This is a genomic window from Curtobacterium sp. PhB25, assembly GCF_004365375.1.
Taxonomy (GTDB): domain Bacteria; phylum Actinomycetota; class Actinomycetes; order Actinomycetales; family Microbacteriaceae; genus Curtobacterium.
Genome location: NZ_SODR01000001.1, coordinates 994,564 through 1,009,324, shown reverse-complemented (window position 1 = coordinate 1,009,324; position 14,761 = coordinate 994,564). Strand labels below are relative to the sequence as shown.

Annotated in this window: 8 protein-coding genes, 1 tRNA gene and 1 rRNA gene; all 10 read left to right on the top strand. The window is 72.8% G+C overall.

Annotated features, from left to right (window positions below; all coding sequences use genetic code 11):
* Positions 1-88 (top strand): 5S ribosomal RNA (gene rrf / locus EDF51_RS04585); the annotation flags it as partial.
* A gap of 100 nt (positions 89-188) precedes the next feature.
* Positions 189-1,676, top strand: a complete 1,488-nt coding sequence (gltX, locus tag EDF51_RS04580; RefSeq protein WP_134193969.1) for a glutamate--tRNA ligase — start codon at positions 189-191, stop codon at positions 1,674-1,676.
* 10 nt (positions 1,677-1,686) lie between these two features.
* Entirely contained in the window at positions 1,687-2,685 is a 999-nt protein-coding gene (locus EDF51_RS04575) for an NAD(P)/FAD-dependent oxidoreductase (RefSeq protein WP_132100181.1), read from the top strand.
* Positions 2,686-2,730: 45 nt separating this feature from the next.
* Positions 2,731-2,802: transfer RNA gene (locus EDF51_RS04570), tRNA-Gln, on the top strand.
* A gap of 339 nt (positions 2,803-3,141) precedes the next feature.
* Complete coding sequence (locus EDF51_RS19795; RefSeq protein WP_166673489.1) at positions 3,142-5,892, top strand: alpha/beta fold hydrolase; 2,751 nt, start codon at positions 3,142-3,144, stop codon at positions 5,890-5,892.
* 428 nt (positions 5,893-6,320) lie between these two features.
* On the top strand, positions 6,321-7,262 hold the full coding sequence (locus tag EDF51_RS19790) for a glycosyltransferase family 2 protein (RefSeq protein WP_166673488.1): 942 nt from the start codon (positions 6,321-6,323) through the stop codon (positions 7,260-7,262).
* A complete protein-coding gene (locus EDF51_RS19785) occupies positions 7,259-8,221 on the top strand; it encodes a glycosyltransferase family 2 protein (protein ID WP_166673487.1) in 963 nt (320 codons plus the stop codon). Before EDF51_RS19790 ends, EDF51_RS19785 begins: the two co-directional genes overlap by 4 nt.
* The gene (locus EDF51_RS04545) at positions 8,218-11,769 is read left to right on the top strand and encodes a glycosyltransferase (RefSeq protein WP_134193964.1); all 3,552 of its coding nucleotides are present in this window, start codon (positions 8,218-8,220) and stop codon (positions 11,767-11,769) included. The genes EDF51_RS19785 and EDF51_RS04545 overlap by 4 nt, the downstream gene beginning before the upstream one ends.
* Complete coding sequence (locus EDF51_RS04540) at positions 11,756-13,750, top strand: PIG-L family deacetylase (protein ID WP_134193962.1); 1,995 nt, start codon at positions 11,756-11,758, stop codon at positions 13,748-13,750. The genes EDF51_RS04545 and EDF51_RS04540 overlap by 14 nt, the downstream gene beginning before the upstream one ends.
* The gene (locus EDF51_RS04535; protein WP_134193960.1) at positions 13,747-14,754 is read left to right on the top strand and encodes a glycoside hydrolase family 16 protein; all 1,008 of its coding nucleotides are present in this window, start codon (positions 13,747-13,749) and stop codon (positions 14,752-14,754) included. Before EDF51_RS04540 ends, EDF51_RS04535 begins: the two co-directional genes overlap by 4 nt.
* The last annotated feature ends 7 nt before the right edge of the window (positions 14,755-14,761 follow it).

Genomic DNA, 14,761 nt, shown 5'->3' with positions numbered 1-14,761 from the left:
CGGTCACATTCCGAACCCGGAAGCTAAGCCTCTCAGCGCCGATGGTACTGCAAGGGGGACCTTGTGGGAGAGTAGGACGCCGCCGGACTTAACGTTGCAACACCAGGGAACCCCTGACCAGCACTGGTCAGGGGTTTTCTGCGTTCACGGGTCGCTCGAGCAGGGCGTGACGGTAGCATTGGCGGGTCATGACTGCGCCATTCACCACTGCTTCCGGGTCCGAGATCCGCGTCCGTTTCTGCCCGAGCCCGACGGGGACCCCGCACGTGGGGCTCATCCGCACGGCGCTCTTCAACTGGGCGTACGCACGCCACACTGGCGGCAAGCTGGTGTTCCGCATCGAGGACACCGACGCCGCGCGGGACAGCGAAGAGTCCTACGCGCAGATCCTCGACGGCCTGCGCTGGCTCCGGCTGGACTGGGACGAGGGCGTCGACGCCGGCGGTGAGCACGGACCGTACCGGCAGTCGGAGCGGACCGCGATCTACGACGACGTCATCGCGAAGCTCAAGGCGTCCGGGCACATCTACGAGTCCTTCGTCACGCCCGAGGAGATGGAGGCCCGCAACAAGGCTGCCGGGCGCGATCCGAAGCAGGGCTACGACAACCACGAGCGGGACCTGTCCGACGACGAGCGTCAGGCGTTCCGCGACCAGGGCCGTGAGCCGGCGCTGCGACTCCGGGTCCCGGACCGTGACCTGAGCTTCGACGACCTTGTCCGTGGCGAGATCACCTTCAAGCAGGGGACGTTCCCGGACTTCGTGGTCGTCCGGCCGAACGGCAAGCCGCTGTACACGTTCACGAACCCGGTGGACGACGCCCTGATGGGCATCACGCACGTCCTGCGCGGCGAGGACCTGCTGTCGTCGACCCCGCGGCAGATCGCCCTGTACGAGGCGCTGTACGAGATCGGGCTCGCACCGGCGATCCCGGTGTTCGGTCACCTGCCGTACGTCATGGGCGAGGGCAACAAGAAGCTCTCGAAGCGCGACCCCGAGGCGAACCTGTTCCACCACCGCGACGCCGGCATGATCCCCGAGGGGCTCGTCAACTACCTGGCCCTGCTGGGGTGGTCGATCGGTGCCGACCGCGACGTCTTCTCGATCGACGAGATGGTGGCGGCGTTCGACGTCACCGACGTCAACCCGAACCCGGCGCGCTTCGACCACAAGAAGGCCGAGGCGATCAACGGCGACCACATCCGGTTGCTCGAGCCGTCGGACTTCCGCTCCCGGCTCCTGCCGTACCTGACCGACCTCGTCGCCGACCCGCCGACCGCGGAGCAGACCGAGGTCCTGACGAAGGCAGCGCCGCTCGTCCAGGAGCGCATGCAGCTGCTCGGTGAGGCCCCGGCGATGCTCGGGTTCCTGTTCACCGCCGACGCCGACCTGGTGGTCGAGGACGACGCACTGGCATCGCTCAAGGGCAACACCGGCGCCGTGCTCACGGCCGGCATCGCAGCGCTCGAGCAGCTCGACGACTGGCGCACCGAGGCGATCGAGGGTGCCCTCCGCACGGCGCTCATCGACGACCTCGGGCTGAAGCCCCGGGTCGCCTTCGGTCCGCTGCGCGTGGGGGTGTCCGGACGCCGGATCAGCCCGCCGCTCTTCGAGTCGATGGAGATCCTCGGCAAGGAGTCCACCCTGACGCGGCTCCGCGCCCTCGCGGCCCGCTGAACGGCGAACGATGAGCACCGCGGGAAGCGCTGCAGGACCCACGGACGCGCCGAGTACCCCGGTCGTCCACGACGTCGCGGTCATCGGCGCCGGGCCGGCCGGCTTGAGCGCTGCGCTCAACCTGGTGCGGGCGAAGCGCACGGTGCTCCTCGTCGACGCCAACCGGCCACGCAACGCCGCGACCCTGCGGTCGCACGGCTTCCTGACGCGGGACGGGATATCCCCGCTCGAGCTCCGGAAGCTCGGTCGCGCCGAGGTCGAGGGGTACCCCGAGGCGACGATCGTGCAGGCCGTGGTCGACCTGGTGGCCCCCGACGTCGACGGCTGGCGGCTGCACGGGACCTGGCGCGGTGCCGAGGTGGAAGCGCGGGCGCGGACCGTCGTCGTCGCCACGGGACTGCGCGAGGAGTTCCCGGCACTGCCGATGCTCCGTGCGTTCTACGGCACCGCGGTGCACAGCTGCGTCGAGTGCGATGCGTACGAGAAGGCGGGGGAGCCCCTCGCCTTCATCTGCGAGACCGACGACGTCGTGGACCGGGCACTGCTCATCGCGGCGTGGGCCGACGACCTCATCGTGTACACGAACGGTGTCGCCCCGCTCGACGACGCGGGGCGAGCCCGGCTGGCACGTGCCGGTGTCGTGGTCGACGAACGAGTGATCGAGGACCTCGAGGGCGACCGGACCGGCATGACCGGGGTCCGGTTGGTCGACGGCCACGTGGAGCCGCGGACCGGCGGGTTCGTCCGGCCGACGTGGCACGCCGACCTCGACTGGCTGCGCACCGACACGCCCGGTGCGCCGACGGCACCGGAGCGCGATGCCCACGGACTCCTCGTCGTCGACCGGGTCGGTCGGACCACCGTTCCCGGGCTGTACGCAGTGGGGGACGTGACCCCTCCCGGGCCGGAGCAGCTCATCGTCGCCGCCGGGCACGGTGCCACGACGGCCGCGGCAGTGCACCGAGACCTCGTGGGTGGTCTCGTGGACCTCCGGGATGCTGTACAGTAGTTGATCGTGCCCCGGACAACGGGGACAGAAGGCCAGCAGGCCTTTTGGGGTATGGTGTAATTGGCAACACAGCGGTTTCTGGTACCGTCGTTCTTGGTTCGAGTCCAGGTACCCCAGCACTCGAAGAACAGCCCCCGGGATCCCCGGGGGCTGTTCTCGTCTCCGGACTCGTGCGCCGCCATCGCCTCCATCGGCGATCCACAGGCTCCGGACTGCGCATTCCGAGGTTGCGCGGAACCGCACGATGCTCCGCGCCCACCCGGGCCACCCGCGGCCCTGGACCGTCCCCGTGCGGGGGCCGAGCACGCTGGCGGAGGTGCGCCGGGCCTCCCGGTCGGGTTGCGTGACCCCGCACCCCGCGCGACACGGCTCGTGGGCCGTACCGCGTCGGACGTACCGTCGCAGGACCGGCGCGGGACCCGCGGCGGCCCGCCGACGAGCATCCGAGGTGTCATCGTGACCTCTGCCGACCCGCTGACGACGACCGAGCACTGGACCCACCGCGCCGCGATCCCGCTGGCCGACGACCACTCCGTCCTGGACCGCTGGGACCGTGTGGTCGCGCTCCACGGCGACGCCGCTGCTCTTGCCGGGGACGGCCGTCCCTACACGTTCAGCGAGGCGGACCGGGCGGCGCGCGACCTCGCGTCGGTGCTCGGGGCCGAGCTCCGACCCGACGACCACAGTGGTGCCGGCGTCGGCGCCGCGGCCGGTGGGGCATCGAAGCCGGTCGGCATCATGGCCGGCCAGACCACCGAGGCCGTCGTCGCGATCCTGGCGCTCGTCCGCGCGGGGCGCACCGTGGTGGTGCTCGACGAGCACCTGCCAGCGGTCCGCCTGGGGCACGTCGCGCAGCTCGCCGGGGTCGACGAGATCGTGGCGGACACCGCGCGCGCCGACCTGGCGGCGACCGTCGTCGCCGACCGGGACGGCCGGGTGCACGCACTCGACGAGCTGATCGAACGACGCGGCGAGACCGCGGGCAGCGAGACGCAGACGGACACAGCGGCCGACGCGACCGGCACCCGCCCGGGCGGCCACGACGCGTTCGCGATCGTGTTCACCTCCGGCTCGACGGGCATGCCGAAGGGCGTCGTCCTGACGCACCGGCAGCAGCTCGCGAACGCCGAGCAGGACGCCGTCGCCCTCGGCACCGGACCCGGCGACCGCCTCGGCGTGGTCCTGCCGCTGTCGTTCGCCGCCGGTCTGCTGTTCTCGTTCGACACCCTGCTGAGTGGCGGCAGCGTCGTGCTCCTCGAGCCCCGCGAGCTCGGGGTCGAACGCCTGCTCGCACGGTTCTCCGCCGACGGCGTGAACGTCCTCGTCTGCACCCCGCACCTGCTGCGCTCGATCGTCGGCTCGCAGACGGCTCCCGGGGCGCAGGCGTCCGGGGCGGGCCCCGCGCTCGGCGGCCTCCGCTTCCTGATGACCACCGGCGAGGCGGTGACCGGCGCCGACATCGCCGCCGCCCGACCGCACCTCGACCCGACGACCCTGCTGCTGAACGCCTTCGGGTCGAGCGAGACCGGCTGCGTGGCCTACTGCCCCGTGGAGCCCGGTGCCCCGGTGCCCGTGGGCGTCGTGCCCGCGGGGTGGCCGCTGCCCGGCAAGCAGGTGCTCGTGCTGCGCGAGGACGGCAGCCCCGCCGACCCGGGGGAGACCGGCGAACTCGTGATCGTCTCCCAGGGCCTGACCGCCGGGTACTGGGGTGCCCCGGAGAAGACCGCCGAGCGCGCCGGACGCACCGACGACGGCACGCCGACCTGGCGCCAGGGCGACCTGGCCCGGATCGAGCCGGACGGCCGGCTCGTGCTGCTCGGACGCTCCGACGACGCCGTCAAGGTCCGCGGGTACCTCGTGGAACCGAGCGAGGTCGAGGCGGCGCTCCGCGCGATCCCCGAGGTGCACGACGCCGTCGTCACCGCGCAGGTCGACCCGCCCGCCGTCACCCGCCTCGTCGCGTACGTCGTCGGCCGTCCGGGCCAGCGCACGCCCGCGCCCGCGGCCCTGCGCCTGGCCCTGCGGGACCGCCTGCCGGAGTACATGGTGCCGGCGTCGATCGTGCCGATGACCGGGCTGCCGCGGAACGAACGCGGCAAGGTCGACCGGGCCGAGCTCCCGGGTGCGCCGAGCATCGAGACCGAGATGGTCGAGGGCGAGTACGACCAGTGGGAGCTCGTGGTCGGGCAGATCTGGGCCGAGGTGCTGGGCCTGCGCGGCGTCCACCTCGACGAGGACTTCTCGGCCCTCGGCGGCGACTCGTTGTCGGCGGAGGAGATGCTCGCGCTCGTGCAGACCCGTCTCGGCATCGACCTGCGCTCGTCGGACGTCCTGCAGCACCCCACGCTCCGGGCGTTCGCCCGACGGGTGCGGAGCGGCACGACGGCGCTGCCGAGCCACCCCGACGTGGTCAAGGTGTCCGGCGCGCGCGAGTCCGGCCGCCCGCCGGTGTTCTGCTTCGCCGGCGGTGGAGCGCTCGCCCTGACGTTCCTACCGTTGTCCCGCTACCTGCCCGAGCACGACGTGTACGCGTTCCAGCAGCACGGCCTCGAGCATCGGGGCATGCCGGACTGGAGCATCCAGGCCAGCGCCCGCCGGTACGTCGCCCTGATGCGCATCGTGCAGCCGCGCGGACCGTACCTGCTGGTCGGCCACTCGCTCGGCGGACTGATCGCGCTCGAGATCGCCCGGCTGCTCACCGAGAGCGGCGAGCAGGTCGAGCACGTCGCGCTGCTGGACACCTACCTGCCGCGGACCGGGGCCGAGGGAGTCCGGAAGCACTTCGGACGGCTCGAGCCCCGCGAACACCGCAACCCCGCCGTCCGTGTCGTCGGCCAGCGCCTCGCCGGGGCCGTCCGGCGGGTCATGCCGTCCGGCATGTCGTGGGGCGAGCACGTCGCGAAGCGCGCGCGGGCCTACAGCGCTGGCGTGCTGCGGCACGGCGGGCAGAAGGACTTCGACGCCTTCTTCGACCAGGCCGAGCTCGTCACCCGGCGGCACCACCCGACGCCGTTCCACGGACGGGCGACGTACGTGCTCGCCGATGCGAACCCGGACGCGACCGGCTGGTCCGCGCTGCTGCGCGGGCGGACCGAGACCGTGCGGATCGCGGCCGAGCACAGCTCGCTGCTGCGGGAACCGCACGTGGCCGACCTCGCGACGGCGCTGCGTGCGGCGTTCGCGACGGAGGGTGCGGCCCGGAACTGAGCGGCTGCGCGCATCGAGTGAGCAGAAGACGTCGCCTCTGCGGTCCGGAGGCGACGTCTTCTGCTCACCGGGCGCGGTGGTCGCGACCAGGAAGCGGACGGGAGGCGCGGGGCGGGCTGGCACCGGGCCTCCCGTCACGTCTGCCCCTGCGTCCACGGCACGTGGCCGGCACGCGGTGTTGCGGGTTTCCGTATCCGCGGCCGAGTGTCCGCAATGGACCGCACCGCGCATTGACCGCCTGCCAGCCCGCGACGATGGTTGGACACGCGGGGGAGAGTACCCACTCACCTGCGAAGCCGGCGGCGTCGTACCCGCGTCCCGCTGCTCGACCGACGACGGTCACCGTCGTCGATGCGTCATCCGAGGACGCGCCGCTCGTCACACGAGCCACAACCCGACAGCAACCCTGACCCGACAGGACCGCGCCCATGCCCGCACGTACCGTTCGCCCTGCAGACCCGAGGGTCTCCGTCGTCATCCCGGCGCGGAACGAGGCCCGAAACCTCGAGATCATCCTGCCGAAGCTCCCGCCGGTGTACGAGGTGATCCTGGTCGACGGCAACTCCGTCGACGACACCATCGCCACCGCGCAGCGCGTGATGCCCGACATCCGCGTCGTGCACCAGACCCGCAAGGGCAAGGGCAACGCCCTCGCCTGCGGGTTCGAGGCCGTCACCGGCGACGTCGTCGTCATGTTCGACGCCGACTGCTCCGCCGACCCGGACGAGATCCCGCGCTTCGTGCAGGCACTCGTCGAGGGCGCCGATGTCGCGAAGGGCACCCGCTACTCGCTCGGCGGCGGCAGCGACGACATCACGATCGTCCGCAACCTGGGCAACCGTGGCCTGAACATGCTCTGCAACATCATCCTCGGCACCCGCTACAGCGACCTCTGCTACGGCTACAACGCCTTCTGGGCCGACGTCCTGCCGGAGATCGGCCTGCTGTCCTCCGAGCTGCCGAAGCCGTCCGACGGCTCGATGCTCTGGGGCGACGGGTTCGAGATCGAGACCGTCCTCACCTGCCGCTGGTCGGCCGCCGAGCTCGCGATCACCGAGGTCCCCAGCCACGAGAAGCTCCGCGTGCACGGCTCGAGCAACCTGAACGCCGTGACCGACGGCATCCGGGTGCTGAAGTCGATCATGCACGAGCGTCGTCGCGCAGCGATCGGCCGCTCCGAGGTCCGTCGCGCCGCGATGAGCGTCGTGCCGCCGGCCGAGCAGCTGGCCGCCGTACCGCACGCTTCCGCACCGCACGCTTCCACGCCGCACGCTCCGGTCCACGCGGCCGGGCACGCCCCGCTCGGCGCGCACGCCCCGCACGGCGCCCCCGTCGCGGCCGTCGCCAGCCTCGAGGAGGAAGTCGCGTGACGACCGTCGCGGTCGTCATCTGCGCCTACACCCAGCAGCGCTGGGGCGACCTGCAGGACAGCGTCGAGTCCGCCAAGCGCCAGCCCGAGGCCCCCGAGGTCGTCGTCGTGATCGACCACGAACCCGAGCTCCTCGCCCGCGCCGCGGCGCGCTGGCCCGAGCTCCGCGTCGTCCCGAACACCGAGGACCGCGGCCTGTCCGGTGCCCGCAACACGGGCGTCGCCCTCACCGACGCCGACGTCGTCGCGTTCCTGGACGACGACGCGACGGCCGACCCGGACTGGCTCGGCCACATGCTCACCGCCCTCGAGGACCCGGACGTCGTCGGCGTCGGCGGCCGGGCCACACCGTCCTGGCCCACCGCCACCGGTGCCGGCCCGTACGCCGACGAACTCCTCTGGATCGTCGGCTGCTCCTACCGCGGCCTGCCCGAGACCCCCGGCGACGTGCGCAACGTCATCGGCTCGAGCATGGCGTTCCGCCGTGACGCGATCATGCTCGCCGGCGGGTTCCGCTCCGGCATCGGCCGCGTCGGCAACCAGCCGCTCGGCTGCGAGGAGACCGAACTCTGCATCCGCATCGCCCAGGCCCGTCCGGGTGCGCGCATCCGCCACGAACCGCGCTCGAACGTCTCGCACCGGGTCTCCCCGGACCGCGTGACGATGCGCTACCTGCGCCGTCGCAGCTACTACGAGGGCATCTCGAAGGCCGTCCTGAGCCGTCGCGTCGGCACGGGTGACTCGCTCGCCAGCGAGTCGACGTACCTGACGAAGGTCATCCCCGGAGCGGTGCTGCGCGAACTGCGCCACATCGGTCGCGGCGGTGCCCTGCGTGCCTTCGCGATCGTGCTCTCCGTCGCGTCGACCGTCACGGGCTACGCCGTCGGGCGGGTCCTCGGTGGCGTCGTCGTCCGCACCCCGGCGGCCGTCCCCGTCCCCCAGCCGGTGGGGACGCGGTGACCCGCGCGACCCTGGCGATGGTCATCTCGCCGATCGTGACCGGGCCGCTGTCCCCGACGTGGGACGGCGCCCTGTGGGTCGGCGAGGTCGACCGCGCCGACGTGCACGCGTCCAGCCACCGTGACGTGGTCGCACTCGAGGGCGCCGCGGGCTACCGGCGCGCTCGACTGCTCGTCCGCGACCACGGCGAGCCGCTCGGCTTCGTCGAGGCGGACATCACCGAGCGTCGCCGCATCGGTGGGACCATCGACGTCCGCACCCTCCAGCGCGCGATCCGGCCGATGCCGGTGCCCGAGCGTCGGCCGGCAGCAGGTCTGGTGCTGCCGTCCGTCACCGTGGTGCTCTGCACGGACGGGGCCGCTGGCACCACCATGCGGTCGGTGCTCGCCAACGAGTACCCCGACTTCGACGTCGTCGTCGTCTCGCACGGCGCCGACGACAGCGGCACCGCGACGGTCGAGATCGGCGGTCGGCGCGTCACCACGATCGCCGCGCCGACCGGTGGCCTCGCCGCCGCCCGCAACGCCGGACTCCTCGCCGCGAGCGGCGAGGTCGTCGCGTTCGTCGCCGAGGGCGCCGTCGTGGACGGTGACTGGGTCGCCGCGTTGGCCACCGCCTTCGCCGCGGACCCCGACGTCGCCTGCGTCACCGGGCTCGTCCCGAGCGCCGAACTGCGCACCCCCGCGCAGCGCTGGCACGACGACCGCACCGCAGCCGGCCGCACCGTCCGCCGTCGGGTGTTCCGCCTCGACGGCACCGACGACGCGCCCCCGCACCACCCCTTCGCCGCCGCTGCCTACGGCACCGGTGACAACCTCGCCGTGCACCGCGCGACCGCGCTCCGGATCGGCGGCTTCGACACCGCCTTCGGACCGGGCACCCGCGTCGGTGCCGGCGACGACCTCGACCTCTTCACACGACTGCTGTTCGCCGGATCCGCGATCGCCGTCGAACCGGCCGCCATCGCGTGGCAGCGATCGGCGGACGACGTCGCGTCGCTCCGCGCCGCTGCAGCCGCGCACGGCCACGGACTCGGAGCCTGGATGACCAAGAACGCCATCGACCGCGAGTCGCTCACCGCATCGGTGGACGCAGCGCCCGAGGCGCTCAGCGCCTTCGCACGACTCGGCCTCGAGCAGGGCGACCGTGCGACGGACATCGCCGGCGACCAGCCCGGTGACGCGGACCGCGTGCCCGACGCGGTCGACGCCGAGTTCGCCGCCACCCAGCGGCGGCTGCGCGGGGTCGAGCAGCGCTCGGTCCTGACGGCGCCGTTCCTGGCGCTCGTCGAACGACTGCGTGGTGGTGGCACGATCGACCGGAACGCCCGCGGTCGCCACGAGCTCCGGCACGGTCTGGCCTCGGCCGGTCCCGCCCGCCCGCTCGCGGTGGACGCGATGAGCCCGATCGCACGACTCACCGCAGCGGCGATCGTCGTCCTGACGCTCCTCGTCGCCGGGGTTGCCGCGATCGCCGGACTCCCGGTACTGCGGGGGAGTGCGATCGGCGTGTACCTGTTCGCGCTGCTCGGCGTCGCACCCCTGCTGCTCGTCCGCCCGATGCCGCTGGCACGCTTCAGCGTCTTCGCGGTCACGGCGTCGCTCGTCGGCACGATCGGCATCGGCTACACGATGGCGACGTTCCAGCTCTGGAACCCCACGGTGCCGTTCGTCGGGGTCGTCGTGCTCACCGCCGTCGCCCTGGCGATCGCCGTGCCGCGTGACGTCGCCGAACTGCAGCGCGCCCGCCTCGAGCCGGCCGCCGAGGGCGCCACGGCCCGGCGCTGGACCACCACCGACACCGTCACCGCCGGCTCGGTCGTCGGCCTGCTCGTCATCGTCGTCGCCGCGCTCACGCACATCGGCGACCCGGTGCCGGACGGGCTGTTCGGGTCGCTCGGCCCCGGCCTGGTCATCGGACTGGCGATCGTCGTCGCCGCTGCCGTCGTCGCCCTGGTGCGCGGTCGCGGACTCGCGATCCCGGTCGTCGTGCTCGGCGGGTCGATCCAGCTCGCACAGGCCATCACCTACGGCATGCCCACCGTGATGGCGGCCGCCCGTCACATCGGCGTGCTCGAGTACATCCGCCGCTGGGGTTCGACGAACCCCGCCGCCGACATCTTCCAGACGTGGTCCGGCCTGTTCGCCGGCGGCGCCTGGGTCGCGGACGTCGGCGGGATCGACAACGCGATGACCATCGCCGCGTGGGTCCCCGTCCTGCTGGCCTTCAGCACGACGATCGCCGTCGGGGTCCTGGCCGCCAACTGGCTGCCGGGCAACCGTCGCCCCTGGATCGCCGCGTTCCTGACCGCGATGACCGGCTCGCTCAACACGACGTACTTCTCGCCGCAGTCGGTGGGCATCCTGATGTCCCTGGTGATCCTCGTGCTGGCCGTCGGCCCGCTGCGACGCACCGCGGTGACCGCCGCCGACGGCGTCCGCTCGACGATCCTGCGGGCCCGCCGCGTCGGCCTGTCCCGGATCATCGCGATCACCCTGATCGGCATCGTGCTGGTCGTCACCCACCAGATCTCCCCGTACCTGACGGTCGCCGCACTCGTGACGCTCATCGTGTTCCGACTGCTCCGCCCCTGGTGGCTCCCCGTCGTGGTGCTCGTCCCCGCCGTCGGCTTCGCCCTGCTGAACGACGACATCCTCGGCAAGTTCCTGTCCCTGGGAGCCGTCGGCAAGGTGCTCGACAACGTGCAGCCGCCGTCGCACGACATGACGGTCCTGCCGAAGCCGCTCGTCACACGGCTCGCGTTCGACATCCCCGCGGCGGCCCTCGTGGTCCTCGGCCTCGTCGCCGTGATCACCGTGCTGATGCGCCGCGACCGCGTGCACTGGGGACTGCTGGCCACGGCAGCGAGCCCGATCTCGCTGCTCGTCGCGACGAACTACGGCCAGGAGGGCATCTTCCGCGTCGTGCTGTTCGCGACACCGTGGATCGCGATCCTGGCGGCGGGGCTCCCGATGCCCAGCGGCCGGCTGGCTCCCGTCGGTCGACTCGTCACCCGTGCGGTGCAGCCCACGGCGGTCAAGGTCGTCGTCGCTGCGGCCGCGGTCGCCGCGATGGTCGGCATCGGCGCGTTCGGTCAGACCGCCCTCGACTGGAACCGCGTCCCGACGCGCAGCCAGTCGGCGGCGACGCAGTTCTACGACGCGACCGCGCCGAAGGGCTCCATGATGCTGCTGACCGGTTCGGCGAACGCCGTCCCGAGCAACACCGGCGCACGCTACTTCGACGTCGGGGCGCTGTCCCGCGAGGTCCTCGGGGCGTACCCGGAGCCGGAGGGCTACGACGCCGAGGCCGACGTGTCCACGATGACCCGCCAGCTCGTCCTGGACTGGCCGGCGACGAAGTACTACGCACTGGTCGCCGAGCCCTTCGGCGCCTACGACGAGCGGTACGGGTACCAGACCGACGCCGACTACCAGGAGCTCGCGGCCGCGATGGCCGACTCGCCCTACTGGAAGCGCGTCTTCGGCTCCGGCACCACCGCCGTCTACGAACTGACCCCGGCTGGGCTGGCGCATGCGACGAACTGAGGAACGCACGGCCCGGGCCTCCCGGCGGACGTGGCGCACGCGCGCCGCGTCCGCCGCGGCGGTCCTGGGGGTCCTGGCGGTCGTCGTCGCCGTCATCGCCGGACCCGGCGGTGCGATGTCCGCCGACGCACGAGGTCGGAAGACACCGCCGCCGAGCACGCCGACCAGTACGCCGACGCCCACACCGACGCCGACGCCCAGCAGCACACCGACGGGTGGCACGGCCGCCGCGAACGCCGACTGCAGCGCCGGCCGGGTCCTCACGATGGTGGCGCACGCCGACGACGACCTGCTGTTCTCCGGAACCGAGCTCCGCGCCGACATCGACGCCGGCAAGTGCGTCCGCTCGGTCATCGTCACCGCCGGTGACGCCGGCAAGCCCGCCTGGTACTGGCAGTCCCGCGAGAACGGGTTGATGGCGTCGTACGCGTCGATCGCCGGCGTCTCGTCGAACTGGACCGCCGGGCAGCTCTCGGTCGCCGGCCACACGCTCCGCACGGCGACCCTGGCGACGGCCCCGCGGCTCAGCCTGGTGTTCCTCGAGCTGCCGGACGGCAACATCGACGGCTCCGGCTTCGCGGCCACGGGCAGCGAGAGCCTGGAGAAGCTCTACGAGGGCCAGATCAGCACGATCCACACCGTCGCCGGGGCAGCCCAACCGACGTCCTTCTCGCTGACCGACCTGCGCGCGACGTTCTCCGGGCTCGTCACCGGGTACGCGCCGACCGAGGTCCACACGCTCGACCACGGCGGCACGTACGGCGACGGCGACCACAGCGACCACCACACCGTCGCGTACCTCGCCGACCAGGCGCAGTCCGCGTACACGGCGGCGCACACGTTCACGGGCTACCTCGGGTACCCGATCGCGGACCGCCCGTCGAACCTGAGCTCCGCGCAGACGGCCGCGAAGGCCGCCGCCTTCTTCGCCTACGCCGCGTACGACGGTGAGACCTGTGGTTCCACCTCCGCCTGCGCGTCGCGCCCGGAGGGCTCCTGGCTGAGCCGGCAGTACGCCGTCGGCTCGTCGGCCCAGCCCCCGACGGACCCGCCGACCTCGCAGGGCACCGACGTCACCGCCGGCGCGACCGTCACCGCGAGCGCCGAGAACCCGGCCGACGGTCAGACCGCCGTGAAGGCCGTCGACGGCGTCGTGAGCGGCTACCCGGACGCTCCGACGGCCGAGTGGGCGGCGCCCGGCGGCCGGGCGGGCACGTGGATCCAGCTGAACTGGTCCGCGGGAACCACGCTGCACGAGATCGACCTGGCCGACCGGCCGAACAGCGACGACCAGGTGACCGGCGGCACGCTGACGTTCTCCGACGGCACCAGCGTCGCCGTCCCGTCGCTCGACAACGGGGGAGCCGTGCAGCGTGTCGCGTTCAGCGCCCGCCAGGTCACCTGGGTGCGGTTCACGGTCGGTTCCGTGAGCAGCACGACCCGGAACGTCGGCCTCGCCGAGATCCGGGCGTTCCGGCCGGCGGACACCACGCCGACGCCCACGCCGACGCCGACCCCCACGCCCACCCCGACGCCGACGCCGAACCCGACGCCGACGCTGTCGGACGTCACCGGGTCGGCCACCCCGACCGCCGCGTGGGACGACCAGTCCACCGGGCAGACCGTCGCGAAGGCCGTCGACGGCGTCGTGTCGGGCTACCCCGACAACCCGACGGCCGAGTGGGTCGCCCCGTGGGGCCGGACCGGGGTGTGGATCCAGCTGGACTGGGCCGCCTCGCAGCACCTCGGTCGGATCGTCCTGAACGACCGCCCGAACAGCTCGGACCAGGTCACCAGCGGCACCCTGACGTTCTCGGACGGCAGCCAGGTCGCGGTGGGCACACTGCCGAACGGCGGCGACGCCCTGACGGTCGACTTCACCCCGCGTGACGTCACCTGGGTGCGGTTCACGGTGACGGGCGTCTCGAACAGCACCGGCAACGTCGGTCTCTCCGAGATCCGCGCGTGGACGACCGGGTGACCGACGAGCAGGGCGACGGCCAGGAGGCCCGCCGCACCTGGTCGGAACACGTCGCCGACGACGCGGCATCCGCCCACGGCGCCCCACCGGCACACGGTCGCGGCCTGTCCCGGCACCGGCCGCCGCGGCGCCCCGGCACCCGCCGGACCGCGCTCGCGGCCGGCGCCCTGCTCGTGGCTGCCGGCATCGTCGCCGGCACCACGACCGCGACCACCACGGCGAACGGTGACGACGTGACCCTCGACGACCCGAGCGGCGTCTCGATGCCGAGCTCCGAGCCCGAGGGGTGGACCCGGGTGTTCGGCGAGGACTTCGCCGACGCCGCCACGAACCGGACCTTCGAGTCCCGGTACTCGGACCGGTTCGTCGCGTACCACGGGTTCGCCGACACCGCGGGGACGGGACGCTACCAGGCGTCCACCCTGTCGGCGCACGACGGCGTGCTCGACGTGCGTCTGCGCACCACGCGCGCCGGGGTGCCGCTGGCGGGCGGTGTCGTGCCGCTCGTCGACGGCGAGTGGGGCGGGCAGACCGCCGGCCGGTACAGCATCCGGATGCGCAGCGACGAGGTCGACGGCTACGGCGTCGCCGTGCTGCTGTGGAGCGACGAGAACCTGTGGTCGGACGGTGAGATCGACTTCCCGGAGGGAGCGCTCGGCGCGCCCGCCTGGCTGAACGTGCACTGCCTGGCCGACCCGGCCGAGAAGTGCATCCACCAGCAGACCGAGGCGTCGCTGCAGGACTGGCACACGTACACGATCGAGTGGACCGCCGACCGGATGTCGTTCCTGGTCGACGACGAGGTCGTCGGCACGACCACGGAGAACATCCCGACCGCTCGGATGCACCTCGTGGTGCAGGCCGGGTCGAACGACGGGAACCCACCGGCGGACGCCGCCGGGTCGCTCCTCATCGACTGGATGACGATCGACGTGCCGGCGGACGGTGCCGCGCCGAGCGCGTCGCTGCCGGACGACACCGCGACGACGGACCCGAACGACTGAGCGGTGC